At 48.1% G+C, this 26,358-nt stretch carries 28 protein-coding genes; 1 reads left to right on the forward strand and 27 read right to left on the reverse strand.

What is annotated here, in order from left to right; all coding sequences use genetic code 11:
- Positions 1-10 precede the first annotated feature (10 nt).
- From QQK89_RS16470 to QQK89_RS16540, 15 genes are all read right to left on the reverse strand, one after another.
- A complete protein-coding gene (locus QQK89_RS16470) occupies positions 11-1,324 on the reverse strand; it encodes an amidohydrolase (protein WP_434481700.1) in 1,314 nt (437 codons plus the stop codon).
- Entirely contained in the window at positions 1,293-1,952 is a 660-nt protein-coding gene (locus QQK89_RS16475) for a redox-sensing transcriptional repressor Rex (RefSeq protein WP_284239728.1), read from the reverse strand. Before QQK89_RS16475 ends, QQK89_RS16470 begins: the two co-directional genes overlap by 32 nt.
- 15 nt (positions 1,953-1,967) lie before the next feature.
- The gene (gene dinG / locus QQK89_RS16480; protein ID WP_284239729.1) at positions 1,968-4,811 is read right to left on the reverse strand and encodes an ATP-dependent DNA helicase DinG; all 2,844 of its coding nucleotides are present in this window, start codon (positions 4,809-4,811) and stop codon (positions 1,968-1,970) included.
- 15 nt (positions 4,812-4,826) lie between these two features.
- Positions 4,827-5,642 carry a hypothetical protein gene (locus tag QQK89_RS16485; protein ID WP_284239730.1) on the reverse strand — a complete coding sequence of 272 codons (816 nt, stop codon included), beginning with the start codon at positions 5,640-5,642 and terminating at the stop codon, positions 4,827-4,829.
- A 109-nt stretch (positions 5,643-5,751) separates the two neighbouring features.
- Positions 5,752-6,135, reverse strand: coding sequence for an aspartate 1-decarboxylase (gene panD / locus QQK89_RS16490; protein WP_284239731.1), 384 nt, complete (start codon positions 6,133-6,135; stop codon positions 5,752-5,754).
- Positions 6,128-7,021 (reverse strand): pantoate--beta-alanine ligase, encoded by an 894-nt coding sequence (panC, locus tag QQK89_RS16495; RefSeq protein WP_284239732.1) that lies wholly within the window; start codon positions 7,019-7,021, stop codon positions 6,128-6,130. The genes panD and panC overlap by 8 nt, the downstream gene beginning before the upstream one ends.
- The gene (panB, locus tag QQK89_RS16500) at positions 6,996-7,922 is read right to left on the reverse strand and encodes a 3-methyl-2-oxobutanoate hydroxymethyltransferase (RefSeq protein WP_284239733.1); all 927 of its coding nucleotides are present in this window, start codon (positions 7,920-7,922) and stop codon (positions 6,996-6,998) included. Before panB ends, panC begins: the two co-directional genes overlap by 26 nt.
- A gap of 246 nt (positions 7,923-8,168) precedes the next feature.
- A complete protein-coding gene (locus QQK89_RS16505; RefSeq protein ID WP_284239734.1) occupies positions 8,169-9,149 on the reverse strand; it encodes a biotin--[acetyl-CoA-carboxylase] ligase in 981 nt (326 codons plus the stop codon).
- Positions 9,150-9,151: 2 nt separating this feature from the next.
- Positions 9,152-10,396, reverse strand: coding sequence for a CCA tRNA nucleotidyltransferase (locus QQK89_RS16510; protein WP_284239735.1), 1,245 nt, complete (start codon positions 10,394-10,396; stop codon positions 9,152-9,154).
- A 20-nt stretch (positions 10,397-10,416) separates the two neighbouring features.
- Positions 10,417-11,580, reverse strand: a complete 1,164-nt coding sequence (bshA, locus tag QQK89_RS16515; RefSeq protein WP_284239736.1) for an N-acetyl-alpha-D-glucosaminyl L-malate synthase BshA — start codon at positions 11,578-11,580, stop codon at positions 10,417-10,419.
- A 79-nt stretch (positions 11,581-11,659) separates the two neighbouring features.
- The gene (bshB1, locus tag QQK89_RS16520) at positions 11,660-12,361 is read right to left on the reverse strand and encodes a bacillithiol biosynthesis deacetylase BshB1 (RefSeq protein ID WP_284239737.1); all 702 of its coding nucleotides are present in this window, start codon (positions 12,359-12,361) and stop codon (positions 11,660-11,662) included.
- On the reverse strand, positions 12,358-12,783 hold the full coding sequence (gene mgsA / locus QQK89_RS16525; protein ID WP_284239738.1) for a methylglyoxal synthase: 426 nt from the start codon (positions 12,781-12,783) through the stop codon (positions 12,358-12,360). Before mgsA ends, bshB1 begins: the two co-directional genes overlap by 4 nt.
- 34 nt (positions 12,784-12,817) lie before the next feature.
- The gene (gene dapB / locus QQK89_RS16530) at positions 12,818-13,576 is read right to left on the reverse strand and encodes a 4-hydroxy-tetrahydrodipicolinate reductase (protein WP_434481717.1); all 759 of its coding nucleotides are present in this window, start codon (positions 13,574-13,576) and stop codon (positions 12,818-12,820) included.
- A gap of 48 nt (positions 13,577-13,624) precedes the next feature.
- Complete coding sequence (locus QQK89_RS16535) at positions 13,625-14,167, reverse strand: tetratricopeptide repeat protein (protein ID WP_284239739.1); 543 nt, start codon at positions 14,165-14,167, stop codon at positions 13,625-13,627.
- 54 nt (positions 14,168-14,221) lie between these two features.
- Positions 14,222-14,557, reverse strand: coding sequence for a nucleotide pyrophosphohydrolase (locus tag QQK89_RS16540; RefSeq protein ID WP_284239740.1), 336 nt, complete (start codon positions 14,555-14,557; stop codon positions 14,222-14,224).
- A 145-nt stretch (positions 14,558-14,702) separates the two neighbouring features.
- Between QQK89_RS16540 and QQK89_RS16545 the strand changes: the two genes are divergently transcribed.
- On the forward strand, positions 14,703-15,569 hold the full coding sequence (locus tag QQK89_RS16545; protein WP_284239741.1) for a YitT family protein: 867 nt from the start codon (positions 14,703-14,705) through the stop codon (positions 15,567-15,569).
- 2 nt (positions 15,570-15,571) lie between these two features.
- Here the strand turns inward: QQK89_RS16545 and QQK89_RS16550 are convergent, their stop codons facing one another.
- The 12 genes from QQK89_RS16550 to QQK89_RS16605 all read right to left on the reverse strand — a co-directional run bounded on the left by QQK89_RS16550 (position 15,572) and on the right by QQK89_RS16605 (position 26,355).
- Positions 15,572-16,435, reverse strand: coding sequence for a sporulation protein YpjB (locus tag QQK89_RS16550; RefSeq protein WP_284239742.1), 864 nt, complete (start codon positions 16,433-16,435; stop codon positions 15,572-15,574).
- Between the two features lie 55 nt (positions 16,436-16,490).
- Positions 16,491-17,123, reverse strand: coding sequence for a DUF1405 domain-containing protein (locus tag QQK89_RS16555; protein ID WP_284239743.1), 633 nt, complete (start codon positions 17,121-17,123; stop codon positions 16,491-16,493).
- 94 nt (positions 17,124-17,217) lie between these two features.
- Positions 17,218-18,093: a menaquinol-cytochrome c reductase cytochrome b/c subunit gene (locus QQK89_RS16560; protein ID WP_284239744.1), complete on the reverse strand. Its 876-nt coding sequence runs from the start codon at positions 18,091-18,093 to the stop codon at positions 17,218-17,220.
- A gap of 18 nt (positions 18,094-18,111) precedes the next feature.
- Complete coding sequence (gene qcrB, locus QQK89_RS16565; RefSeq protein ID WP_015844031.1) at positions 18,112-18,783, reverse strand: menaquinol-cytochrome c reductase cytochrome b subunit; 672 nt, start codon at positions 18,781-18,783, stop codon at positions 18,112-18,114.
- A gap of 14 nt (positions 18,784-18,797) precedes the next feature.
- A complete protein-coding gene (locus tag QQK89_RS16570; protein ID WP_284239745.1) occupies positions 18,798-19,328 on the reverse strand; it encodes a ubiquinol-cytochrome c reductase iron-sulfur subunit in 531 nt (176 codons plus the stop codon).
- Between the two features lie 265 nt (positions 19,329-19,593).
- Positions 19,594-20,007: a DUF2487 family protein gene (locus QQK89_RS16575; RefSeq protein WP_284239746.1), complete on the reverse strand. Its 414-nt coding sequence runs from the start codon at positions 20,005-20,007 to the stop codon at positions 19,594-19,596.
- Positions 20,008-20,159: 152 nt separating this feature from the next.
- Positions 20,160-20,342, reverse strand: a complete 183-nt coding sequence (locus QQK89_RS16580; RefSeq protein WP_284239747.1) for an IDEAL domain-containing protein — start codon at positions 20,340-20,342, stop codon at positions 20,160-20,162.
- A 214-nt stretch (positions 20,343-20,556) separates the two neighbouring features.
- Entirely contained in the window at positions 20,557-21,738 is a 1,182-nt protein-coding gene (locus QQK89_RS16585; RefSeq protein ID WP_284239748.1) for a hypothetical protein, read from the reverse strand.
- Between the two features lie 1,117 nt (positions 21,739-22,855).
- Positions 22,856-23,452, reverse strand: a complete 597-nt coding sequence (locus tag QQK89_RS16590) for a histidine phosphatase family protein (RefSeq protein WP_284239749.1) — start codon at positions 23,450-23,452, stop codon at positions 22,856-22,858.
- A gap of 112 nt (positions 23,453-23,564) precedes the next feature.
- Positions 23,565-24,167 carry an anti-sigma factor family protein gene (locus tag QQK89_RS16595; protein ID WP_284239750.1) on the reverse strand — a complete coding sequence of 201 codons (603 nt, stop codon included), beginning with the start codon at positions 24,165-24,167 and terminating at the stop codon, positions 23,565-23,567.
- Positions 24,164-24,760, reverse strand: coding sequence for an RNA polymerase sigma factor (locus tag QQK89_RS16600; protein WP_284239751.1), 597 nt, complete (start codon positions 24,758-24,760; stop codon positions 24,164-24,166). Before QQK89_RS16600 ends, QQK89_RS16595 begins: the two co-directional genes overlap by 4 nt.
- 503 nt (positions 24,761-25,263) lie before the next feature.
- Entirely contained in the window at positions 25,264-26,355 is a 1,092-nt protein-coding gene (locus QQK89_RS16605) for a prephenate dehydrogenase (protein WP_284239752.1), read from the reverse strand.
- Between the last annotated feature and the right edge of the window lie 3 nt (positions 26,356-26,358).

Below are 26,358 nucleotides of genomic sequence, written 5' to 3' on the forward strand. Positions count from 1 at the left end.
GTCGCTCTCATTATGCGTTAAGCAGGCGCTCGAAGCTCGCCTGCGCCTCGTAGCGGATTTTTTCCTCGTCCATCATCGTGCATTCGCCGTTATGAACGACTTTGCGTCCATTGACCCATACATGCTTGACGTCTCTTCCCGACCCCGAGTAGACAAGATGGGACACGATATCCGTCATCGGATAATAATGCGGCTGCTCTACATCAATCGCGATAAAGTCAGCTTTCATTCCTTCAGCCAATTGGCCGATGCTGTCTTCCTGCCAGATCGAACGCGCGCCGTACACCGTCCCCATGCGCAAAGCTTCCATAGCCGGAATAACCGTTGGGTCCCCGGAAATGCCTTTGTGCAGCAAAGCCGCGAATTTGATCTCTTTGAACAAATCGAGGTTATTATTGCTTGCCACGCTATCCGTTCCGAGCGATACGGTAACGCCTGCGCGAAGAAGTTCAGGAACACGCGCCACGCCGCTCGCCAGTTTCAAGTTGCTGACTGGGTTGTGGGACACCGCTACCTTGCGTTCCGCCAGCAGGGCAATTTCTTCATCGTTCAGATGCACCGCATGCGCAACTAGCGCAGGACGGGTGAAGAAACCAAGCTTGTCCAGATGCTCAACCGGACGGATTCCGTAATCGCGAACATTTTTCTCGACTTCGGCAAGCGTCTCCGACATATGAGTGTGTACCGGAAGGTCATAATCATGAGCAGCTTGTACAAACTTCTCGATATAGTCAGGCGGGCATGTATATGGAGCATGCGGAGAGATCATCGTGGTGATCCGTCCGTCTGCTTTGCCGTTCCAATCCCGGGCGAAAGCGATCGCTTCCTTCAGTTTTGCCTGCTGAATTTCCTCAGGGCATAAGCCAATTACGCCACGCGTTAACGCCCCGCGAATGCCCGATTGCTCGACCATTTGCGCAACTTGGTCCATCCGGTCATACATATCGACAAAAGCAGTGGTACCCGACTTCAGCATCTCCACAATAGCGAGCGCACTTCCTGCCCGCGTATCCTGGTCGACATATTTGCCTTCCATTGGCCACATCTTCTGCTCCAGCCATACCTGTAAATTCTGGTCATCGGAATACCCGCGAAGCAGCGACATTGCGGCATGCCCATGCGTATTGATGAGTCCCGGCATGAAGGCCAGCTTGCTGCCGTCAATACGCTCTGCTTGCGCATCCAGTCCTGTTGGAACTTCTGCCCCGATATATGTAATTTGATCATCCGTCACGACCATATGGCCGCGGAATACCGCATTCGCATCGTTCATCGTAACAAACAGGCCATTCTCAATCCATAACTGAGTCATTGTCTTGCTCATTCCTTTCTTTCTCCAAATAATAAGCCAGGCTGAGCAGCTCTCTTGTAAAGTCAGCGTGATGAATCCGAATATGATCCGGTAAACGCAAGATCGCGGGGGCAAAATTCAAGATTCCTTCGATTCCCGCTTCCACGAATTGATTGGCTACGTTCTGAGCTTCGGCGCCTGGAACGGTAATGATGCCAATCCGGATATTGTTCTCTTCAACCGTTTCCTTGAGTTTGCCCATCGGCTGAATGGTCAAATTGTTGATCATCGTTCCGATTTTGGTTGGATGATCGTCAAACACAGCGACAATTTTCATATTGTCTTTCGAGTATTTATTGTAATTGCATAAAGCATGTCCAAGGTTACCTGCACCAACAAGCGCAACATTAATCCGTTGGTCCAGCTTTAGGATCTGCTGAATTTTCTCGATTAAATAAGATACGTCATAGCCGATACCTTTGCGTCCAAAATCGCCGAAATACGCGAGATCCTTGCGAATCTGAGCAGGATTAAGGTCTAATTTGAGACCTAGCTCCTGCGAAGAAACGGTTTGCACCTCGCGGTTATTCAACTCATTCAGCACCTGCAGGTAGATGGGAAGCCGTCTGACAACGGCCTCCGAAATTTTCGCCTGCTTCATCCGTTCTCCCCCTCTTTACGTTTGCAGCCATTCCCGCATTCTCGGCACCATCTGATCGGTATGCATCGTCTCTATTTTAGGACCAGGCAAGGAGTACAAGAAGTGTTTCCCGTAATACGTATCAATGACTCTGGTGTCGTAGATAATAACAATCCCTTTATCCTTCGTGGTACGAACCAGCCTGCCGAATCCTTGCTTGAAGCGGATAACCGCTTGCGGGATCGACAGCTTCATGAACGGATTCTGCTTCTGCTTCTGCAACAACTCCGACTTCGCTTCCACTAGCGGATGATTAGGCGGTTGGAATGGCAAACGGACAATAGCAAGACAAGTCAGCGCCTCGCCGGGAATGTCTACCCCTTCCCAGAAGCTGCTTGTGCCGAGCAATACCGTTTCTGGCTGCTGCGTGAACCGTCTGGTCAACTTCGTCCGGTTACCGCTGTCAATTCCTTGTCCGAGCACCTGAATGCCGGAGGCAGCCAATGCTTCCTTGAGGGGTTCATACACCTGCTTGAGCATCCGGTAAGACGTGAACAAAACAAGCATTCGGCCTTTCGTTTCGGCAGCAGAATCGGCTAGAGAGTCCACAAGCATGGAAATAAAATGTTGGTCGCCCGAAGAACCTTTCAAGGTTGGAAAATTGCGCGGAATAATGACCAGCGCTTGTTCGCGGTAATTAAACGGCGACGGCAGCTGCACGGTCTTGAGCCGGTTGTTTTCCTCGAACCCTTCAAGTCCAAGCTGCTCGGCGGCATATTGGAACGACTTATGCACGGACAACGTTGCGGAGGTAAGGATAATGCTGTCCTTCACATCGAAGAAATATTGCTGAAGCTGCTTGCTGACATCAACCGGAACGGCATACAGTTGAACCGAACGGTAACGATAAGTCGTGCTTGCTTCGATCCAATACACTTCGGAGTTCTGCTCCATCTTGAGGAAAGTACGCAGATCGTCCTTTACCCTCGTTAAATCGCGGATAACGCCGTTCAGGTCCGTAATGAGTCCTTGAATCGTCTGGTCATCCAACCGGTCTTTAATATCCGATGCCATTTTGTCAGCGGTCTTTACGACGCGGCTGAGCTCCACGTGCACATTATTCTCGATCGTCAGAACATCATCCCAGCCCTTGGGAGGCGAATCGTTTTTCAATCGGCACACCGCTTGGCCGTTATCGTTCCCCGCTTCTCCGGACTCTCCGACAAAGGCATATAGCAGTTCAAACAACTTATCCCAATGTTCCTTCACATCTTGGAAAATCGGAATGATCGTGTCAATCGTTTCCGTCCATGCCTGAACTCGCTCATCATCCTCTTGCTGCAGGCGAAGCCTGAGTGCTGCTAGCAGACCCGAACGTGCATCCTTGAACAACCTTGCCGTCTGGTGAGCCAAAGAGAAATAGTTAAGCTGCATGCCAAGGTGTTTGCCGGCTACTTCTTCCACGTGATGGGCTTCATCAATAATCAAGTGGCTGTAGCTTGGCAACAAACGATGATCAGCCTGAACGTCCGTAAATAGCATGGAATGGTTCGTAATGCATACATCCGCGATGTTGGCTTCATGTTTGGCGCGATGGTAATAACAGCGTTTGAACCAAGGACATTGCCGGTTAAGGCAAGAATCGGCATCGCTCGCAACCGTAGACCAGAAATCTGCCCCTTTGTTGCCAAAGTTGAGCTCTTCCTGATCTCCTGTTTCCGTCTCGCTAAGCCAAACCACCATTTGCGATGCCGTAAGAGCATCGTCAATGGGAGAAGCTAGATCTTTCGTATTGATTTTACTTTCAAATTTGCGCAAGCACAAATAATTGCCTCTTCCCTTGAAGATCGAAGCCCGGAAATCAAAAGGCAAAATCTCGCGCAACAAAGGTACATCCCGCTGGCGAAGCTGTTCCTGCAAATTAATCGTATGCGTGCTGACAACAATTTTGCTTTCTTGCTGAATGCCGTAATAAAGGGACGGAATTAAATAGCCCAGCGATTTGCCTGTTCCGGTGCCGGCCTCAATCAGAAGATGGCGGTCATTACACAAAGAATCATAAACCTCGCGGAACATTGTCGTTTGCGCTTCGCGTTCTTCGTAATTCGAATATTTCTCCATGAAGCGTTGGCGGATTCCGTCCAAATATTGCTCAAAGGACACGTCCTTCAGTGGATCCTCTTCCACATCGGCCCGCGCGGGTTGTTCATCTGTCCATTCGCCGGCTTTGAGAGCAAATTGGTTAAAATACTGATAAGAGTTCATATCAATCGAGGTATGAAGCTCCGCGTATTTCAACGTCTCGGCCATAAACCAGCTCAAATCGCTTCCGTTGTCTATAAGAAAGGATAGCCGCTGCAAAGTGAGCAGCGGCAACTGTCTAAGTTTGTGTACCGATTGTGCGAATAGCTCTGCGGTGGCAATAGCGTCGCTGTCTGCCCGATGATGATTATCATGGGCAATCCCGAACAACTCGGTTACGGCGCCTAGCTGATAAGTAGTAATCGACGGATATAATACGCGAAGCAGCTCAATGGTATCGAGCCTCCGTCCGATAAACGGATGATAGCCGCAGCGGTCAAGCGCCTGATTCAGAAATCCGGCGTCGAAGTTGACGTTATGAGCGACCAATACCGCATCCTCCAGATGAGGGATGAGCTGCATCAGCACCTCATCCAGCTCTGGGGCATCCGCCACCGTCCCGGCATCAATGCCGGTCAGTTGCGTAATAAATTCGGGTATTTCTATTGTAGGACGTACGAAGGAACTAAATGAGTCAACAATTTCGAGGTTTTCGTTCAGCACGGCTAAACCAACCTGCAAAATATCGTCGCTGACGCCATGTCCTGTCGTTTCCAGATCCAATACTGCAAATTTCATTAATTTCCTATCCCCTCATAAGCAGCAAAGCTCGGTACTGCCGAAAAATAAGGATAATTGCTGCGGCGTTTCTTTACAACATTTCAAATTGTTTAACGGGTCCTTGAAGCTTGGGCAAGTCTCGTAGGCTTTCAGGAAAAACCGTTCTGCTTGCTCCAGATTCATGTAAATCGCTTGAATGCACCCAAGGGCATTATAGCCTAAAGCACGCCATTTCGGATAGTCCGTTAATGAAACCAGCAATTGGAAATGCCGCTGCGCCTCACTCCAGTTTTGCAGATGCATATGCGTCATTGCCAGATAAAGTCTTGCCAGGTTGCACTCCGGAAGGTAAGTTACCGCTGATTGAAAATGAGTGGCAGCATCGGAAAACATAAATAATTTATAATAACCCTGCCCCTTCGAAATCATCATGGCAAACTCATATGGTACTTCCATATCAAGCTCCGCGTTGTAAGCCTCTTCGTCCGATACCGGCTCCGGCCCCTCATTCTGCAGAGGCTCCTTGTTAAGGTGCTGCTGCTGTGGCATGGAGGACGGCTTTAAGGGCGGAAGCGCGGAAGCCGCTACGGGTTTGACCGGAGGTTCTCCCAATTCGGTACTGCTCTCCATCGTCATGAGCGATGGTGAATTCGGCTGAGGCAATTGCTCCGCAAAACCGGAAAATTTCTCTTCGAATTCAATCCATTGCTCGATTAGCGAATCGCTCATTTTTTTGAGCACGGTCACTTGCTCGTCAAATTGAGCTTTCTGCTCTCCGGTTGCCGTTGGATAAGATTCAATTAAGTGGTCCAGCATTTCATTCATGGCCTCGAACATCTGTTGAAACATGATACGCATCCCGCCTTCACCAAAGAATTGAGGAGTGTTATGCTCATTCTTTGTTTCGGGGGTGCTTTTCATACCCCATGCCATTCGTTACATAACGCTGGAATCCTGCTTAAAGCACTGTTGCGTGAATTTCCTCCGACAAGCTCTGGAGCGGACGGTTGTCGCTATCCAGAATCGTCACAATCGGCTTGTGCTTGCGTGCATCTTCATCGGTCATGGACGCGTAAGAGATGATAATAACCTGGTCTCCAGGCTGTACTAGGCGTGCTGCCGCACCGTTCAAGCAAATGACGCCGGAACCGCGTTTACCCGTAATGACATACGTCTCAAGCCGCGCGCCGTTGTTGTTGTTTACGATCTGTACTTTCTCGTTTTCCCAAATATCTGCCGCATCCATCAAATCCTCGTCAATGGTAATGCTTCCGACGTAGTTCAGATTGGCTTCCGTGACGGTTGCCCGGTGCAGCTTGGATTTCATCATTGTTCTATACATGATTATACACCTCTTCATTTGTTACAAATAAGGAATTATCTATTAGCCGAGTAGCTCCAAATTTAACGGCCAGCGCCAAAATATACTTCCCTCTATGTTCGGCAATTGGCTCATTCCAGGCAGGCAGCTCCAACGATGGATAAGCCAGCCACTCGACATAGTCGATTTCGGCCTGACCCGCTTCGCTGATTTTGGCTTTCACCCGGGAAAGAAGCTCCTCCGGCGTCATTCCTTGCTCCGCAACCCATTCTTTCGCTGAAGCAAGCGATTGAGACAATACAACCGCTTGCTGCCGCTGTTCCGCAGATAAATACACGTTGCGCGAGCTAAGCGCAAGTCCATCCGGTTCACGGACAATTGGACAAGGCCGGATCTCGACCGGGAAATTAAGATCGTCGGTCATTTGTTGAATGACCGCCAGCTGCTGGGCGTCTTTCATTCCGAAATAAGCGCGGTCGGGCTGAACAAGGTGGAACAATTTACTTACGACAAGACCTACTCCGTCGAAATGCCCGGGTCTTGAAGCGCCGCACAATCGTTCTGTAAGCTGGCTTACGATAACGGATGTACGCGGCTTTGCAGGGTACATTTCTTTCACTTCCGGCATGAAAACAAGGTCAATGCCGTTTGCTTGCGCGATTGCCAAATCTCTCTCTTCATCCCGCGGATAACGGTCAAAATCTTCATTGGGTCCAAATTGCATGGGATTAACAAATATAGATAATACCGATGCCGTATTCTCCGCTGCAGACTGGCGCATGAGGCTCGCGTGCCCTTCATGCAAGAAGCCCATCGTTGGCACTAAGCCGATTGTGGCTTGGTCGTTCGAATGTTTTATTTTATAAAGTTCGTTTTTAAGTTCAGCTATGGTTCGACACAAAATCACGCTTTTGAGACTCCTCTCTGGTTGCCTGGTTGCCGCTGCTTTGATCAGATGTCTCTCCTGCACCGCCGTACAAGTGGTTGATTGCCGCAGGTTTGGCACCAAATGAATGCTCTTCGGCAGGGAATACGCCGCCTTTCACCTCATTCACGTAGCTGCTGATGGCATTGCGAATCGTCGTTCCGATATCCGCGTACGTTTTGACCATTTTTTTATCGATATAAGGAGAAGAATATTGCAAAATATCATGATACACGAGAACTTGCCCATCGCAACCGCGTCCGGCACCAATGCCAATTGTCGGGATCGACAATTCCTTGCTGATGGCCTCGGCTAAAGGTTCGGTCACGAGCTCCAGCACGATGGCAAATGCGCCAGCTGCCTCAAGCGCTTTGGCATCATCCATCAGCTTCTGCGCTTCCTTGTCGAGCTTGCCCTGCACTCTGTAACCGCCAAGCTGATGCACGGATTGCGGGGTTAACCCGATATGGCCCATTACCGGAATGCCTGCTTTGACTAAAGCTTCGACTTCAGAAGCAATTTCCGTACCGCCTTCCAGCTTGAGCGCTTGCGCGCCGCCTTCTTGCATCAGTCTCGCCGCATTGCGAAGCGTTGACTCCCGGCCGATGCCATAAGTCATGAACGGCATATCCGTTACGATAAACGTATTTTTCGCGCCGCGCGCGACCGCGCGTGTATGGTAAATCATATCCTCGAGCGTGACCGGGATTGTGGTGTCATAACCAAGCACAACATTCCCTAACGAATCGCCGACCAGAATGACGTCAAGTCCGGCTTCTTCTGCCAGAACGGCGGAAGGATAATCGTAAGCGGTTAGCATCGAGATTGGATTGTTGTCCTGTTTCATCTTCTTGAGGTTGGTGATCGTGAGACGTTTCCTCATAACGCTTCATCCCCTTTTAAGTTTTAGGATAAACACAAAAAAACCTTTTAGCCGCTGCTAAAAAGGTTCCCGAACGAAAAAGGAAACGTATGCTAAATAATTGCTTCCTTCTGTCTCGGTCCCTACGGCTCAGAGCAGAGTGTGTCTTGCAAACGTACAACTACTATTACCCTTCGCAGTGCAGCTCTTACCAGATACCGCCTGCTCCTTTTATAGTAGCAAAAAAAGGTGAACCCGTAAACGCCTTTAGCGTACAGGTTCGCCCATTTCGGCAGAGAACACAACAACTGTGCTTCCGTCTTCCTTCCGAACGGTCAACGCGCCGCTGGCGTCAAGGCCAATCGGAACACCGTCGATGATCCCTTGAGGGGTAATCAGTCTTGCAGGTTGATGAAGCGATACCGATAACGCTTCCCATAATGTAATGATTGGCGCAAAACCTTTATCCAGGTACAGGAAGTATAGCTGCTCCCATTCATGAAGAAATTCGGTAATAACGGCTGTCCGGTCAAAACCTTCTCCATGATTGGCAATCCGAAGCGATGTGACCTTCTCGAGCATTTCTTCCGGGTAATCCGACTGCTCCAGATTAACGCTAATTCCGATTCCGGCAATGACGTAACGAAGACGTTCGTCTTCAGCCGTGGATTCTAATAATATCCCGCTTATTTTTTTGCCTTCGATCAGCAGGTCATTGGGCCATTTGATGCCAATCGGCAAAGAGGTCATCCGGCGCAAACTGCGGCATAAAGCTACTGCTGTCAGAAGGGTAAGCTGCGGCGCAAAATGAATCGGTACGGAAGGACGAAGCACCATGCTCATCCATATCCCTTTTCCTTGCGGAGATACCCAGCCTCGTCCCATTCGGCCGCGTCCGTTATTTTGTTGCTCGGCAATAACGAGCGTGCCCTCCGGAGCACCTTCCTCGGCAAGCTTTTGAGCCAAGTTTTGCGTCGAGTCCACCACTTCATGCCACTCGATTGAACGACCGAACACCTTTGATTTCAGTTGGCTTAAGAGCTCCGGCACGGATAAAGTATCGGGGACCGTGATGAGTTTATAGCCAAGCCGTCTTGAAGCATCAAATACATAACCCATGGATTCCAGCTTTTTAATCTGTTTCCATACGGCTGTACGGCTAACGCCAAGCTCTTGGCTAATCATCTCGCCGGATACATAAACGCCGGGATTTTGTTCAAACAATTCAAGCAATCGGTTCGTTGACATCGTTATTGTTCCTCGATTATCCATATTTGAGCTTGCTTCAGAAGTTCAGGCTGCGTATTTGGAAGCTTGCCCAGTGCAACGTCAAGCAATAAACGTTTGAGAAGTTGTCCGGTCCATAATCCGGGTTCTCTCTGCAACCCTTCGGCAAGCTGTCTGCCATTTAAATTCAACTGTTTCAGCGTGATTGCGGACATTCCGTTTAACCAGTCCAGAAGACATTGGTGGTGGGCGTGCTGCTTATGCTGCTTGTCCCAATCAACAACAACCAACCATCTGCGGGCAGCTTCTTCCCCATATTGGATAACGGCTTCCGTCCACGCCAGTCGAAGCTCCCCTGCTTGTTGCCTCATATTTATTTGAAGCAGCAAAATAGACATAATCGCATTCGTACGAATCATAGGGAAACGAAGTGCTTTAAAGGTTTCTTCTGCATCGGCCGCCGAAATGTCCTTAGTGATCATCAGAGCCGCATAACGGGTATCTGGTTCTGCAATCCCACTAAGCATCCCTGTCGTCACCGGCTCTGTCCACTTGTTTACATCAGGCAAAGACGTTCCGCAGTACCGCAGAAGCTCGCTTTCAGACAGCAAACGCAAGGCAGCGTCTGGGCTTGTTCCGCTTACCATCCGGTCAAGCTCCGCTTGTACCCGCTCCATGGCGATAAAGCGCAGGAGTTCCCGGTGATGAAGAAGAGCATTCCAAGTCGAATCCGAAATCGTAAATTCAAACTGCGATGCGAACCGGATGGCGCGAAGCATGCGGAGCGCATCCTCCTGAAATCTCGCGTCGGCATCCCCAACGCTCCGAACGGTCTTATGATGAATATCATCCAGACCGCCAAACGGGTCATAGAGCTCCCCTGACGCATTCATCGCCATCGCGTTAATCGTTAAATCGCGGCGCTGCAAATCGCCGTCCAAGCGGTCGATAAATTCAACCTGCAGCGGACGGCGATGTTTCTCGTATTCCGATTCCGTTCGAAAGGTCGTTACCTCGTATGGTACGCCATCATGCACCACGGTGACGGTCCCATGCTGCAGTCCCGTCGGGATGCAGCGCGGGAATATAGCCATCACTTGCTCCGGTTTAGCCGAAGACGCGATATCCACGTCCTTTATTGGAATGCCCATAGCCGTATCCCTTACGCATCCTCCGACAAAAAAAGCTTGAAAGCCTTGTTCCGTCAGCTTGTCGAGTACGGGCAAAGCTTGCTGCATCATGGCGGGCAGGTTATGGCCTATTCCCACTTACGCACTTCCTTCCTTGTCTACGCTTCGCATACCGGAACTGGCAGATCAGCTTCCATTCCAAGAACCCGATAATAAATTTGCTCGTATTGGGTCGTAATGACGTCATTGCAGAACTCATTCCTAGCACGGAACAAGCAAGCCTCTCTGAACGACTCGAGCAGCTTCTCATCCTTCAGCAGCTGCGTTGCGTATGCTGCCATTCCTTCTACATCGCCGATCGGGCATAGATAACCCGTCTCGCCATGGGTTACAAGCTCCGGAATTCCGCCGGCGTTGGAACCGATTGTAGGTACTCCGCAAGCCATGGCTTCAAGCGCGACAAGTCCAAAGCTCTCCTTCTCCGAAGGTAGCAGCAGCAAATCCGCAACGGAAATAACTTGTGCGACATCCTCTTGTTTGCCTAAGAAATGAACGCGGTCTTCCAGCCCCATCTGCCGGATTTTGCACTGGATTTTAGATAACTCCGGTCCTTCTCCAACGAGCAACAGTTTGGCGGGAACTTGCTTGGATACCCGTTCAAATATATCCACAACATCACTAACGCGTTTAACCGGACGGAAGTTTGAAATGTGCATAAGCACTTTTTCATGCGGCTCCGCATAATCAGCCCGGAGCGATACGGCATCTCGCGGATAATAGACGCGTTTGTCCACAAAGTTATAGGTCAGATCAATCGGACGGGTAATATCGACAAGTTGTCTCGTTTCATTAATGAGATCCTGGGAAACAGCCGTGACGGCATCGCTTTCGTTAATGGCAAGGCGAATCAAATCCTTAAGGGATTCGTCTTGCGCCAGAACGGTAATGTCGGTACCGTGCAATGTGGTTACCGTTTTGAAGCCGTCGCCGATCATTTGCTTAGCCAAATGCGCGCAAACGGCATGCGGAATCGCGTAATGAACATGAAGAAGGTCAAGCTTCTCCATTTTGGCCACTTGAGCCATTTTGCTTGCTAATGACAAATCGTATGGCGGATAACGGAATACATAATAATCATTGACTTCAACTTCATGGAAAAAGATGTTTTTATGAAATTTCCCAAGACGGAACGGGATGCTATGGGTGATAAAATGTATTTCATGACCACGTTCGGCCATTAATTTGCCAAGCTCCGTAGCAACAACGCCGGAACCGCCCAGGGTAGGATAACACGTGATGCCAATTTTCAATTTACGTGCCATAATTTATCGTCCACCCTCTCGTGTAACATGCTGATAATCTATATATTCGACAAAATTTTGTTTATGAATGACGTTATGATTAAAACCATTCTACCGCATGCGGACGTTTAATTGCGAAACCTTCCGCATACTTCCACCCGCGGGTTTGCCCAAGCAGGCTGTCCCGTGCTTCTACCCGCTCCACATAACGGTCCGTAAGCGGTGTTGCCACCCGGTCTTCGCCATTATCGGAAGCCGTTAGGAACTGGGATTTGTATGCCATTAACGATTGTTTCTTCTGTTCGTAGAAATCGGAAATATTTACGATTAACGAAACCTGATCTACATCGTTTATGTAATAATAGATAAGTTGCTCCACCTGGAAAGCTGGCAGCTCCGGCATATAACGGCGGAGTTTGGCATTAAATACGGCTTCTTCAACCAGCTTGCTGCATGCAATATGATCCGGATGACGGTCCACCCAATAAGGCACAAACACAATTGTTGGACGAGTACGGCGGATTTCGGCAACGATAGCGTCAATATGCCGCTTATTGATCTCAAGCCCACGGTCAGGCAGACCAAGATTCGAGCGGCTATATAAACCAAGCACCGAGGAAGCATGGGAAGCTTCTAGCTTCCTTAGCTCCACGGTGCCGTTTGAGGACATTTCCGCTTCGGTCAAATCACAAATGCCAACCCGTTTTCCGGCAGCCGTATATTTCGCAATCGTGCCGCCCATTCCGATTTCAGCATCATCCGCGTGAGCGCCAAAGACAAGGATATCTAATGGTTCACTCATGGCGCGTCTACACCCGGCTTGTACTTATGCACGAGCTCGCGCCAAGCGAAATCTCCGCGAGCAAGCGCCCGGACAAGCAGTTCAGCGGTAGCCACGTTTGTTGCAACCGGAATACCCTGCACGTCGCATAGGCGAAGCAAAGCAATGATGTCCGGCTCGTGAGGCTGGGCCATCAGAGGATCGCGAAGAAAAATGATGAGATCCATTTCATTTTGGGCAACCATAGCCCCAATTTGCTGGTCTCCGCCAAGCGGGCCGGACATAAAGCGCTGAATTTGCAAATCCGTCTTTTCCATAATGCGGGAACCTGTTGTTCCCGTAGAATACAACTCATGAGGCGCAAAGACGCTCTCATAAGCCGTCACGAAATTAACCATTTCTTCTTTTTTACGGTCATGCGCAATAAAAGAAATTTTCAACATTTATAACCCCACTCTTTCTACGCTGTATATAAAATTAGTCCATTACATGTTCAAAGCCATAAATTAACCCGCTGTAATTCATTACTTTCTTAACAGCTACGTTAACGCCCGGCATATACCCGGCACGGTCATAGGAATCATGCCGAATTTTGAGCGTTTGACCATAACCGCCAAATACAACTTCTTGCTGCGCGAATACGCCAGGAAGTCTGACACTATGTATACGGAAGCCGTTATAATACCCGCCTCGCGCGCCTTCAATTACTTCTTCTTCGTTCGGATTGCCTTGACGAAGTTCTTGGCGCACTTGCGAGATCAGTTCCGCTGTCTTAATGGATGTACCGGATGGAGCATCCAGCTTCTGGTCGCCATGGTATTCGATAATCTCCACATGCGGCAAATATTTGGAAGCTTCCGCAGCGAATTTCATCATCAGAATCGCGCCAATCGAGAAGTTAGGAGCAATCAGACCGCCAATGCCTTTCTCTTGGCAGAGCTTGTCCAGCTCTTCGATTTGCTCGGGGGTAAACCCGGTTGTGCCCATAATGGGACGAACGCCGTGTTCAATGGCAACCTTCGTATGTTGATAAGCAAGGGCAGGTACGGTAAAGTCAACCATGACATCCGCCTTCGCGTTACTAAATGCTTCTTCGATCGATGCGCTAACGATAACTCCAGTGTTTGCTTTGCCAGCGAATATGCCTGCATCAACAGGACCTGCTGAAGGAGCGACGGCGGCTACGAGCTCAAGCGCCTCGTCCTCCAGCACCATTTTTACAACTTCACGGCCCATGCGGCCGCTTGCACCGATAACTGCTACCTTAATTGCCACCAGGATCACCTATTCCTTCTGTTGTTGTTTGCCTATCACCCGCTTGCGCATCATTCTGCGCTGCCGATTGACATCGGCGAATAAGCGGCGAGCCGCGGAATGGCCGGGATCTAGCCTTAAAGCCTCTCTAGCGTTAATGACCGAATCCTCTATTCGGCCCATCTCCGAATACGTTAACGCGAGCAGATAAAACGCCTCAAAACTTAGGGGGTCAAGATCTGCCGCCTGCTGCAGAAGCGGTAGAGCATCCTCATAATGGGATGGTTCCTCCGCCAATTTAAGTTCTGCCGATGCGACCAAGAGCCTCGCCTCGATCGTTTGCAAATGATACTGATACTCGGGATGATTGCCGTCAAGCTCTACTGCTTGCTTTGCATATTGATGCGCTTTGCCCCATTTGCCGCTCCGGGCGCATGATACCGCGCATTTATGTTGATAGCTCGCATTTAGAGGTTCTGCCGCAATCGCTTGCTCGAACCAATAAATCGCTTGTTCAAAATCGCTGTTTAGAATAAACTCATAAGCCTTCCTCACGCAGCTTTCCCCGTCCATCTGCCCATCCTCCTTGTACACAGGTTGATGGTACAGCATATGTTCGAGTACGTTCTACTGTTCGGCGTTTTTTCTCGTCCAGCGGTTTGCGTCCCGCGTATTGAATTTATTCATGACTTTGTTATGCGCTTCCGTCAAATCAATCTGAAGCGAATTCGCAAAACAGGACAAGATAAATAAAATATCGCCAAGCTCCATTTCAATGGAGTTTTCTTCTTCGTTTGGCTTTTTGGGCTTCTCGCCGTGATAATGATTCACTTCCCTGGCGAGCTCCCCAACCTCTTCGCTCATTCGCGCCATTAGCGCTAACGGGCTGAAGTAACCTTCTTTGAATTGACCGATATAAGCGTCCACTTCACGCTGGATGTCGGCTAAAGATTTTTCTGCCATTGGTAAATGACCCTTTCTTTCTTATGTATACCGCTAATATCACCTATGTTAACGTAAAGAAGCCATGAAAACAATGTTTTTTGAGCCGTCCGTTAAGCTATAATACATAAATAGATTGTCCAAGAACTTAAAAGGAGCCTCACTTATGTCAAGGAAATTCATGCTTCAGCTTCAAACTGTGCTGCCGATATTAATTGGAACAGCCATTTATGCGTTTGGTCTACATTATTTCGTCATTCCAAATCAGCTAATGGAGGGCGGGGTTACCGGTATCGGCGTATTGCTTAATTATGCAGCCGATATTCCTTTGTCCATCTCCACGCTTGTGCTTAATATACCCCTATTCCTGATCGGGTGGAGAAAGTTAGGCCTTCACGAAATGGCCTACACCTTGGTTGGCATCATATCTTTATCCGGTTTTCTCGCGCTTCTGGAATGGATGATTGAGAAAGGCTGGATCGTTACCCTACATAATTCGCATGATTACCTCTTAGCCGCTTTATATGCCGGCGTTACGCTGGGAGGCGGGTTAGGGATCGTATTCCGCGCTGGCGGGACAACCGGCGGCGTAGATATCATCGCAAGAATTGCATCAAGGCGCAAAGCATTCAGCATGGGCCAGTTTATATTGCTGTCGGATGCGGTGATCATCGGAATCTCGCTACTGTACATCCCCATTGAAAAAGTGCTCTACACCTTAGTAACCGTATTTGTTGCATCAAAAATGATTGATTTTATCCAGGATGGCGCTTATGCCGCCAAATCCTTCTCCATTATTACTGAACATGGCAAAGAAATGGCTTCCCAAATTACTTCCGAGCTGGACCGGGGGGTTACTCTAATGCCAGCGATGGGCGCTTTTTCCGGACAATCAAAAGAGGTCGTATACTGCGTTGTTCAGCGGCAAGAAATGCGCCGTCTTAAGAACATAATACGCCGTATCGACCCCAGAGCTTTTACAGTCATTAGCGAAGTCCATGATGTACTTGGTGAAGGTTTTAAGGAAGAATAAACTTACGGGAGCGGCTTCACGCCATAAGGCTGCTGCTTGTATTTCCGCCAGCCCGAATAGGTGAGCACTGCCATGATGATCGCGCCAAGAAGCAAGATCCAACTAATGGGATTCGTTTCTCCAATCGGTGCCACGACCGGTTCTTCTTCCTGGTTATGTCCGTCATCAAATAACCGGTTTACCGAAAACTCTAAATCCTGAATCGAATTATCAGTCCAATCCTGCTTCGTTTGCCCCTTCATGCCGGCTTCGAGCAACACATTCGTATATTGCATGCGATCACGCAATTCTTGAATTCTGTCTACCGGCCGCTGCATCGCCGCAGCGGCTTCAATGCGTAACAGATGATCATTGAAGCTGTTCATCGCTGCTCTAGCGGCAGTCGCCCCGTCATCGGTCTGCCTATTCCAGGAACGATTGACCCGCTCTAAATCCTCTATCATAACCTTCTCGTATTGCAGCCACAAAGCGTGATCCGGACGAATTAATGCATCTGTAGTCAAATGAATCTTAGCCGCGGCCGTCAGCCAGTCCGATGCCTGCTTGCCGTTCTTCAAGGTAAATAGGATCGAATCAATGCTATCCTCGACCAGATCCCATCCTGCAGCTTGTCCCGCTTGTCTGATATCGCGGTTGCCGACAAGCTTCTCCAACTGCTGGACATATTTATAACCGGCTTGGCGATTGTTCAAATAAGCAGCCTCGTACAACGATGCAGCCGTATCGTCCAAACGAAGCAACTCGCTACGTGATTCATTGGCATGGCCTGTCCCGATCAGGTCAGAAGGCAAGGCTCTTGCAACCGTAACCGAACAGACGGTCATGACGATACATAAGCATAATGGCAGTACAAAACGTATCTTCATGGACATCCCCCTAAAAGCATCAGCTAATAACCACTTTATGAAGGGATGTCCAAACTTATGTCTGTTTTCTCGCTCTTAAGGCTAGTCCGCCAACAATAAAACTAAAGATTGTCAGGCTGTAAGTAAACCATTTGACCGCGGTCAAATCGTCCATTAGCGAATCCGAGAGCCACGGAAACACATCATACGTATAGTCTACCGTGTCATTTAGCAATAGCCATAACGTTCCAAGTACCGCTGCCCATACGCCTGCTTTCATGAATCGGGCATACAGCAATACTTCAATCGCCATAGCCCCGTGCGAAGCCATTAGCATCCAGTGTTCCCATTGCAGCGGATCGCCTTGCATATTCCCTGCCACGATCATCGATACAGCCCAAATGCCATATTTAATCGAAGTAACAACCGCCAAACCTTCAATGATCATGCGAGCGCCATTAACGAACCTGGAAGTGCTTTGAGGAGGAAACAGCCAATACAGCAAGGTAATGGTGAAAAACAAACTGGCTGTCGGGCTGTCCGGTACAAACACAACTTGCCACAGCGGATGGCTATTGATCGTATCTTCGATCTGATTGCCATACCAAATATAACCGTAAATGGTGCCAAGCAAATTACAGATAAACATCAGCCATAAGAAGAGGCGACTTAATAAAAAAGACTTGCTCCAAAACATTGATAATGGCATATTGGAATATTCGCCCCTCGCTAAATCATAATGGAAAACTAATTTCGAAAAAAACCTGACCGCATAATACGATCAGGTTTTTCGAATGCAGCTATTATTCAGCCGGCGCTTTTTGCTTCGCTAGCCAAGTTGTAAGTTGATCAATCTCTTCTGCCGTCAAAGTATCTTTGAATGACGGCATCCCGCCGCGACCATTAGTAACGGTCTCAACGAGCTCTTCTTTCGACAACCGGTCGCCAACGCCAGTTAATGCCGGCACTTGAGGAGGGTTGCCTTTCAGATCGTTCGCATGACAAGCCACGCATTGTGCTTTCTTCACGATATCCATTGCTGGATCGTTAGCATCAACAAGGGCAACTGCCTTCTCTTCTTTCTTCGTTGCGCTTGGAACTTCTTGGCCTTTTTCGTGGGCCTCACGTGCTTTCTCTTCCCGAACATGATGCTCAGGGATCGAGTTCGTTGCTTCCATCTCATGGGTGTAGTGATCCCAGGAAATAATGGTCAAATACACACAGGAGATTAAAGACAGGAACATAAGAGATGAAGCAATTGGACGACGATAGAAGCGGCGCTCTTTACCTGTATCCAGGAATGGAGCGAGCAGTAAACCGCCGAACATAACAGCTGGAACACCCATCGTACCAAGTACGATATAGTCACCAGATACCCATGGATATTTCAGGAACTGATACAGGAACAAGAAATACCAGTCCGGCATTGGAATAAAGGATGCATTTGTCGGATCCGCCGGATAACCAAGCGGTGCACCCTCAGCAATTGTCCATGTCAGGAACCCGACTAGAACGACACATCCGACCATCCATTCCTTAAGCAGGAAGTTCGGAATGAACGCTTCCGATTTACCGGGGTAGGACGTATAATCTGGCGGAATGTTTGGATGGTTGTTTTTCTTCACCCGCGAGTCGCCAACGTAAACGACCTTCTCGTTCGATTTATGACCGTGCGCCATAATAATTCCTCCCTTCGCTTAAAGTGGTCCAGAGATGCCTTGCTTCCGGATCATCAGGAAGTGCGCTGCGAGCATTGCGATCAGAGCGCCAGGCAAGAAGAATACGTGAATCGCGAAGAACCGCGTTAGCGTTTGCGCGCCTACGATGTCGCCACCGTACAGGAATTCACCGATATAAGGTCCGATATAAGGAACAGATTCAGCGATCTGTACGCCGACCTTCGTCGCGAAGTAAGCTTTGTTATCCCAAGGCAGCAGGTAACCTGTAAAGCCAAGGCCTAACATGATAAAGAAGATCAGCATCCCTACGACCCAGTTCATTTCACGCGGAGCTTTATACGAACCGGTGAAGAATACACGCAAGGTATGTAAAAACATCATAACGATAACTAAACTTGCTCCAAAGTGATGCATCCCGCGAACAATCCCGCCAAATGCTACCTTATGGTTCAAATAGTCAACGCTTGCATAAGCATTGATAATGTCCGGAACATAGTACATCGTAAGGAACATGCCGGACAAAATTTGAATTACAGTAATAAAGAACGTCAAACCGCCAAAGCAGTAAACGAAAGCGGAAAAGTGATGAGCAGGGTTAACATGCTCAGGAACTTCGTGGTCCGCAACATCCCGCCATAGCGGCGTAATATCAAGACGTTCGTCAATCCAGTTGTACATCGATTTAAACATCTGCTATCAGCCTCCTATACCCGAGAGTTCGCCTTAACTGGACCTACATACACAAAACCGTTTTCAACTTTCGTTTCATATTCATCCAAAGGGTTTGGTGCAACTGCAAGGTTCTTACCATCAACGGTATAACGTGCGCCGTGGCAAGGGCAGTTGTACTCATGTTGGCCCAGTGTATTCCAGCCAATAGTACAACCTAGATGCTTACAGACCGGTGAAAGTGCGAAAATCTGGCCATTAGCATCCTTCGTAATCCAAGCCCCAAGCTGTGGATCACTCACATACCAGCCATCAACCTGATGAATTTGGAACTTGAATTCTTGAGGCTCATTTGTTATTTTGCTCTCTTCAACTACTTTAACCCATGTACCCTCTGCTTTTTTGGCTAAGAGAGGATCTACCGCAAAACGGACCATAGGCAAAACCGCGCCACCCATCATAAAGGCAGTCGTACCGCCGAGTGTATACGACAAAAATTGACGCCGGGACATCTCTTTACGTTGAACCGGACGATGCGCGGTTTCTTGATGTTCGTGGTTACTCATCTTCTGTTCTAACCCCCTTTGCCAACCATTTCTCGCGTTCAGCCAGACGGCAAAACGCTTGACGAACTAGGACATAACCTATAATAGCCTAGGCGCTTGGGAGCGTCAAGAATATGGCTCGCGATTTGTTTACCTATAAAATGCCATTCACAAATTTGTTGGCAATTTGTCACAATTAACCTTGCCTTAACTTTTGTTTCCCCAAATCCCATTTTTTTTATTCAAAATAAGCCTCTTTTGACCGATGATAGCGCTTTTATTAACATTATGTTCCGTCACCGTTCCACAAAGCCTGAACGGCTTTCGACACAATTGCGGCAGATGGAGCCTCTCCGTCGGCGCTAGGACAAATGATCAAGTCCGCTTCCGGACATTCCAATTCGTTCAGACTAACGGCGGATATCAAGATAACAAAACGAAAGCCGGCCCCTTTTAACGATTGGCAAGTCCGGTTAATTAGTTCTGCCTCCCCATGTCCGTAATGCATGGCGGGATAAGTCACGATTCTGCCCTTGAACGGGATTTCAACCAGATCCATTACATCCCTCAACTGTTCAAGAGCTATTCTCGCTTCATGCGGCTGTTCCAATCCCGTCATGCCGGTAACAGGCAGCAAACAGGTATCCAGGTACGGTCTAAGCTCGTCCCATTGCTCCTTGGCAATATCGCTAAATTTCATTTTCTGCTTCCTTTCCCAGTTGAATTTATCCGTAAAGTCTATGTTACCCATAAAGGATGATCTTGCCAATCATCTTCAACAAAAAAACTCCCGCTGCTATGACGGAGACCGAGGTCATCTATCATAAAGGCGGAAGTTCTACTTCGTTTAAATTATTTTTTTAAATCGTTTAATTGAGCAGCTAAACGATAGAACGTATCCTCGTCCCCAATGGCTAACGCTTGATCTATGGCTTTATAAATCTGATCGGAGCGAAATTTGTGAACGGCTTCATCTAATACCATCTCTGCTGCTAATCCTAGCATTGCTTCATACGCAACTTTCATTTTGTCCATAGGATACACCTCCAAACCGGCGCTAAAGAGATCCTATCGTCTTTGACTATCGTCACGCGGTGATTCAAGTGAAAGAGTATAGGTCAATTCGTCTTTCTCAGTCACAATCGAACCGGCTCCTACTTTAAGCATATTCACCATTCTGCGCGCCGATAAGTACGATTGCCCCCATTTCAATTAATATGCCATCGCCTAGTTGGTTTCATAGAAAAAACTAATAGAGAAACATCCGGTCCTGATCTTCGAGGCTTACACCTGCGACAAGAGCCCTTCCCAGCTTGGTCATCCGCACAACCGTTCCATGTTCCTCATGCTCGCCAATCCGAACCATGCCCATATGTACCATCGTCCCGATGAGCCGAACATCAAGCACCTTATCGGCTGAGTCATAATAGAACGGTTTGATAAACGGAATGAGCACCTTTCTTAGCGTTTCCACGGTCACCCATTGTTCCGCCAGATTGTTCATCCAATGTACCAGCGTATGAATATTCGGAATCGGCCCTTTGTACAGCTTCAGCCAAAACTTATAAAGCTGTTCCATTTCGTTAGCTGGTTTACTGTTCAGCCGCTCTTCGCCAATCGTCGAAAGAGACAGTACCAGGTTGTTGTCCAAGAAATACTTCATATAGCTGCAGTAATCATACAAGAGTGACATCCGGTTCGGATAATGGTGGAAATGCCGGCCGTACCCGAATCGCCATTCGCCTTTTGACGGCAGCTCTTCCGAAATAGCGAGCTTCTCCAAAATCTGTCCGCTGAACCTTTTGTACATCGAACCATCCGCCGAAAGCTGCACCTCGTTGTGATAGATATAATGAAGCAGCTGGTAAATATCCTCCTGTATTAGAAACTGCTCGTCTCGGTACATTTGCGGCTCATCCGTAAAATGAAGCTCTGCCGTAAACCGTTTGCGAAGCGTATCGCGAAATCTCGTCCTCAAATCTTGAGGCACCTGGAGCATGTAACGGTTCGTGCCCGTCACTCCGTTAAAGAGCCAACCTTGCTGCTTAAATCTGGAGATCATTTCGCGAGGACCGGTTTCTTTTGGCGCTTCAGCCTCGGCTTGTTTCTTTTTGGTACGTTTTGTTTTCTTCTGCGGCGGTTCTTCAGCTGGCGTCTCGAGTTCGCCAAACTTGCTTTGCTGCACCCTTGCAATAAGCTCTTCCAAACTGAATGAATCTCGTGATTCGAACAGCAAGGAGTTCAAGAACCGCATTTCGTCCAGTTTCATACTGCTGATCTGCGCCTCAAATACATCTTTCCGGCTTACGGTTGAGAGAATCGACTGAATCAAATCATTTTTTGAGTGGCCATTGCACTCACATTGATAGACGGAAGCGATCCGGCTGAGTTGCTGAATATCCGCATAGACCAGCATATCCGACAAATTCATAATATCTCTCCTTTCCGTAATATCCCGCGCCGCTACATTGCGGGCTATTTGATTTGCTAGCAATAATTAGTACCATTATGGGAAGAATTTTGAATTTTAAAACTAGTTGTGTGAAAAAGCTTCACATTGGGCGGATTATTGACGCTACCCAAGCAAATGCCCTTTCGATCGCCATTGGTTCCGGATTCCTTCTATTAGAAGTGGTAGAGGTTAGGAATCCGGCAACCAAAAGCGTACGCTGCGCTTCTCAAGGACATTTGCTTGCTCCGCTTCCGCTTGCTCGTTTTTCACACAAAAAAGCTCAATAAAATTCAAAAGAGAAGAGGACAAATAGGGCTGCCATTGAAGCTGGCAGCCCTTATTTATGCGCGCTGCGCAAGCAAATGCCCTTTCGATCGCCATTGGTTCCGGATTCCTACTATTAGAAGTGGAAGTGGTTAGGAATCCGGCAACCAAAAGCGTACGCTGCGCTTCTAAAGGGCATTTGCTTGCTCCGCTTCCGCTTGCTCGTTTTTCACACAAAAAAGCTCAATAAAATTCAAAAGAGAGGACGACAAATAGGGCTGCCATTGATACTGGCAGCCCTTAATATCCTTTCGATCGCCATTGATTAAGGATTCTATCTAATAGTAGTTGTATTTGGTTAGGTATCCGGAAACCAAAAGCGCACGCGCTTCTCAAGGACATTTGCTTGCTGTGCTTCCCGTTTTCACACAAATACCTAAATAAAATTCAAAAGAGAGGACAACAAATAGGGCTGCCATTGAAGCTGGCAGCCCTATTTGTTGCAAAAGTAATTCGTGCTCATGGGCAAACGAATGCCATTTCGATGCAATCCGATACAGCTTCCTTCTATTAGAAGCTGTATCGGACTTTCGGAAGCATGAAATACGCTTCCGCCTGTTTAAATAAATAAGGCTGCCAAGTAATCGGCAGCCTGTACGGTCCAAACAAATTGACGAGGGAATGAGCGGCAAATGTATCTCCTGGAGGAGCGTAGCGCTCGCCTTTGCTTTTAATTTGCAACCATTGAACATTGTTGAGGCAAATTAAAAGCAACAGTGACCGTAAGGAGATACATTTGTCGTGATTGACCCCTCCGTCAATCACACACAGCTTATTTCGTCGTCGATTCCTCCGACTGCAAATGCCGAGTACAATTATATAGAAGCGGAGACCACTTATTGTCCTGCAGCTGGAGTATGGAATACGATAAATTGCCTAAATGCTGCTTCAAGATATCAGAGCATAACGTATCAAACATTTGAGCGAGAAACCCGCCGTGGGAGACAACGAGCAGCTTGCCTTCCGGCCGCCTCTGCTGCCAATCCTCGAGGAAAGAAAGCCCACGCGCTCGGACCTGGTCATCCGACTCTAATCCTGCCGCAACTTCACGCCAGTTTTCTCCCCATCGTTCCACTCTCTCCGGTAGAGTCAGGCCCTCCACTTCGCCGAAATTACGTTCCCGCAAGCGCGGATCTCCGTCAATCAGCTGGATGCCTAGCTTGTCTGCAACAATTGAAGCCGTCTGACGCGCTCTCTGCAGATCGCTGGAAATGACGGCATCCCACAACTTTTCATCATGCAGTAGCCGATCCGCAAGCGCATTAGCTTGTCTAATTCCAAGTTCATTTAGCGGGATATCTGTCTGACCTTGAATTTTGCCTAATGCATTCCAATCCGTATTGCCATGACGTACCATTCCAATGATCACTGCCGTTCACTGCCCTTCCGACAAAATGAGAAAACCTCTAACGGGGTCCCGGTTATTCCTGGCCGCAGGTAGAGGTGTTACAATCCGCATTCACATGAGATAAGCTTGCGCATTAGCTTCGCGTTCTAGACAGCCAATTCAAGATCAATAAAGCCATTACGATGCCCAATAAAGACAAAGCAACCCAGTACTGGGGAAACGACGGAACGACTTGAAGCACAAACGGATCGCTAACGCTTGCTACAGGTACTTCAAACTCCGCGCTGATGACCAGATCACTACCGGAAGCATTCGCCGTATCCATTAAACCGGTTAGTTGCGCCATCTTTTCTTCCGACGTCCCATGTTCGATTCCATTCACAAAAAAGATAAAGGAGCATAAGAATATCGCTAAACAGGCCGACAAGATAATCGCAATGTTTCTCCGGAAAGTCGGCGTAAAATGATAATTTTTCTGGGCTACGGGCATTAACCACGATTGCTCGGCATATATGCGATCCATGACGTTGCGATTGACATGTTCCATTTGCGCGCTAACGATCTCGTCCTCTTCAGAAAGCTTTCGGATCAACTCTTCGCTTTCTTCCCACAAACGGTATTGTTCGGTGCAATGCTCGCAATCGAGCAAATGGGCTTCTATCGCTTCCCGTTCGACATCTTCCTCTGATAAAATACCGAAGATATCGAACTTGTCTTGTACGTCATCGCATTTCATCGTGTGTTCATCCCTTCGTATTCTTCCATCATCGGCGTCTCGCCAAAATAAGGCTCAAGCTGCGACTTCACGCTGGCTCTAGCCCGGAATAACAACGACTTGACGGAACTGACCGTTTGACCCAAAATATTTGCAATCTCCTGATAGTCAAGCTGGTCGTATTCCCGCAGAATAAGTGCCGAACGTTGCTTCTCAGGTAAATTGTTAATGGCTTCGCGAACCATCGCCATTCGTTCATTGCGCAAAACATGCTGCTCCGGCACCTGGTCAGGCGGCGCCGCCGGCATCATATTGGACTCATCGAGCGGAACATGAGCCGACTTCTGTTTCCGCAGTTCGCTAAGTACCGTATTGCGTGCTATTGTGTATAGCCACGTCGAGAAAGAAGCATCCACTTCACGGAAGGAATGGAGGCTGCGATATGCTTTATAAAAAGTTTCCGAGCACAAATCTTCAGCCATCAGCTCGAGCTTGGCGCTCTTTAACATATGATAAATAAAGGCCAATATCTTTCGTTGGTAACGACGCATCAGCTCCGAATAGAGCTCGACGTTGCCCTCTTTGATCTCACGTATTAATTGGGAATCAGTCATGACAGGCGAACCTCCTCACCTGCGAATTCTTCTTCCCAGTTCGATTATGTATCATTGTACCGAACCGGAAGCGAAAAGTTGCGGTCATTATCATAAAAATTTTATATATGAATCCGATGTATGTAATTCGATTAGATCTAGTCAAATTCCTTCTTCTTTCGACAAAAAGGATTTTCATCCATATTTTAACAAACCAGACTGTCCTTACGTATTGTAACATACCTCTTCCCATTAGTCTTAAAAAATAAAAAAACTCTAATTTCTACATGCGGGTTTTTGTCGTAAAAAGGCATGTCCCGAAAATGGACAAAAAAAAACCACTCCGAAGAGTGGCAGCATTCATATTGAACGCTATAGTTTTGGATAGGAGTGGAGAGAAACCATACTGTACTTTTATTATATGTATACGCTTCCACAATGTCAACGGTTTTTTTGAAAACGCTTAAAATTATTTTGTAAGCGCAATCGGTCGCCTACATACCAAAAAAACCTCTTTCGAGGTTTTATTGGCGTACCGTATATCCTGTTTTATCGAGCAGCTTCATCGCTTGATCCAAGTCTTCCTGCGAGCGGAATGATAACCGCAGAACGCCTGGAACGTCTTCTCTGCTCTCAATAATGTTAATGTTGCTAAGATTGATTCGAGCACTGCCAAGCTCACTGGCTATATTGCCAATAATACCGGGATGATCGGGCACGTCTACATAACAATCGTATAAAGAATGAATCATGCCTTTACGACGCTCAGGCAACTTGCTCCGGAACTCGCCTGCAGCCATGAAAGATTCTTCGATCGCATCACCATTCAGCGTTTCCAACATTTCCGCAAACTTCCCAATCTCCGTATTCCAATCCTTCAATAACTTCAAAAGAACTTCACGGTTATTAATCAGAATATCGCGCCAAACGATGGGATCGCTCGCCGCAATTCTCGTAATATCGCGGAAACCGCCAGCTGCCAGCAATTCATAAAGACCGTTTTGCTCATTGTAGCCGCGAACCTGATTGACAAGCGCAACCGCAATGATATGCGGCAAGTGGCTGATTGCTCCAACAATCTCATCATGCGATTTGGCATCTACGCTAACGAGATGCGCTCTGGTGTGGACAAGCAATTCTCTCAACCGTTCCAGTGCCGATACCGGCGTGGACTCGTCGGGAGTCAGAACGTAAAACGCATTTTCGAATAAATTCGTGGAAGCCGCTTCTACGCCTGAACGTTCTGAGCCTGCCATAGGGTGGCCGCCGATAAATGAAATGCCGTTACGCTCAAGCCGTCTGCCGCATTCCGCAACCGAAGCTTTGGTACTGCCTACGTCCGTAATAATGCAGCCTGGCTTTAAATCCAGCTCGCTAAGCTCCGTTACATATTGTTCCAGCATGCCAACCGGTACGCAAAGAAAAATAAAATCGGCACCTTCAGCTGCTTCCCGCAAGGAAGTCGTCGCATAATCCACGACCCCCCGCTTCATGTATTTCTCGACCGAGGATTGACGGTTCGAGTAACCGACTACCGTCAGGTCCGGCTTGCCTTTGAAACAAAGCGCTAGCGAACCTCCAATCAATCCTACTCCAAATATCGCAATCTTCGTCATAAG

Source organism: Paenibacillus glycanilyticus, from assembly GCF_030161375.1.
GTDB lineage: Bacteria > Bacillota > Bacilli > Paenibacillales > Paenibacillaceae > Pristimantibacillus > Pristimantibacillus glycanilyticus_B.

Coding starts and splice junctions, on each gene's coding strand:
- mgsA (WP_284239738.1), bottom strand. CDS start 12,783: ATGTTGAAAATTTCTTTTATTGCGCATGACCGTAAAAAAGAAGAAATG.
- dinG (WP_284239729.1), bottom strand. CDS start 4,811: ATGAAATTTGCAGTATTGGATCTGGAAACGACAGGACATGGCGTCAGC.
- QQK89_RS16505 (WP_284239734.1), bottom strand. CDS start 9,149: ATGTCAACGAACCGATTGCTTGAATTGTTTGAACAAAATCCCGGCGTT.
- QQK89_RS16555 (WP_284239743.1), bottom strand. CDS start 17,123: ATGCCATTATCAATGTTTTGGAGCAAGTCTTTTTTATTAAGTCGCCTC.
- panB (WP_284239733.1), bottom strand. CDS start 7,922: ATGAGGAAACGTCTCACGATCACCAACCTCAAGAAGATGAAACAGGAC.
- QQK89_RS16600 (WP_284239751.1), bottom strand. CDS start 24,760: ATGACTGATTCCCAATTAATACGTGAGATCAAAGAGGGCAACGTCGAG.
- bshA (WP_284239736.1), bottom strand. CDS start 11,580: ATGGCACGTAAATTGAAAATTGGCATCACGTGTTATCCTACCCTGGGC.
- QQK89_RS16535 (WP_284239739.1), bottom strand. CDS start 14,167: ATGGACGGGGAAAGCTGCGTGAGGAAGGCTTATGAGTTTATTCTAAAC.
- QQK89_RS16470 (WP_434481700.1), bottom strand. CDS start 1,324: ATGAGCAAGACAATGACTCAGTTATGGATTGAGAATGGCCTGTTTGTT.
- QQK89_RS16580 (WP_284239747.1), bottom strand. CDS start 20,342: ATGGACAAAATGAAAGTTGCGTATGAAGCAATGCTAGGATTAGCAGCA.
- QQK89_RS16605 (WP_284239752.1), bottom strand. CDS start 26,355: ATGACGAAGATTGCGATATTTGGAGTAGGATTGATTGGAGGTTCGCTA.
- QQK89_RS16540 (WP_284239740.1), bottom strand. CDS start 14,557: ATGGCAGAAAAATCTTTAGCCGACATCCAGCGTGAAGTGGACGCTTAT.
- QQK89_RS16545 (WP_284239741.1), top strand. CDS start 14,703: ATGTCAAGGAAATTCATGCTTCAGCTTCAAACTGTGCTGCCGATATTA.
- QQK89_RS16560 (WP_284239744.1), bottom strand. CDS start 18,093: ATGGCGCACGGTCATAAATCGAACGAGAAGGTCGTTTACGTTGGCGAC.
- QQK89_RS16595 (WP_284239750.1), bottom strand. CDS start 24,167: ATGAAATGCGATGACGTACAAGACAAGTTCGATATCTTCGGTATTTTA.
- QQK89_RS16585 (WP_284239748.1), bottom strand. CDS start 21,738: ATGAATTTGTCGGATATGCTGGTCTATGCGGATATTCAGCAACTCAGC.
- QQK89_RS16475 (WP_284239728.1), bottom strand. CDS start 1,952: ATGAAGCAGGCGAAAATTTCGGAGGCCGTTGTCAGACGGCTTCCCATC.
- QQK89_RS16550 (WP_284239742.1), bottom strand. CDS start 16,435: ATGAAGATACGTTTTGTACTGCCATTATGCTTATGTATCGTCATGACC.
- QQK89_RS16570 (WP_284239745.1), bottom strand. CDS start 19,328: ATGAGTAACCACGAACATCAAGAAACCGCGCATCGTCCGGTTCAACGT.
- bshB1 (WP_284239737.1), bottom strand. CDS start 12,361: ATGAGTGAACCATTAGATATCCTTGTCTTTGGCGCTCACGCGGATGAT.
- qcrB (WP_015844031.1), bottom strand. CDS start 18,783: ATGTTTAAATCGATGTACAACTGGATTGACGAACGTCTTGATATTACG.
- QQK89_RS16575 (WP_284239746.1), bottom strand. CDS start 20,007: ATGAAATTTAGCGATATTGCCAAGGAGCAATGGGACGAGCTTAGACCG.
- QQK89_RS16485 (WP_284239730.1), bottom strand. CDS start 5,642: ATGTTTCAACAGATGTTCGAGGCCATGAATGAAATGCTGGACCACTTA.
- dapB (WP_434481717.1), bottom strand. CDS start 13,576: ATGGGCCGTGAAGTTGTAAAAATGGTGCTGGAGGACGAGGCGCTTGAG.
- panD (WP_284239731.1), bottom strand. CDS start 6,135: ATGTATAGAACAATGATGAAATCCAAGCTGCACCGGGCAACCGTCACG.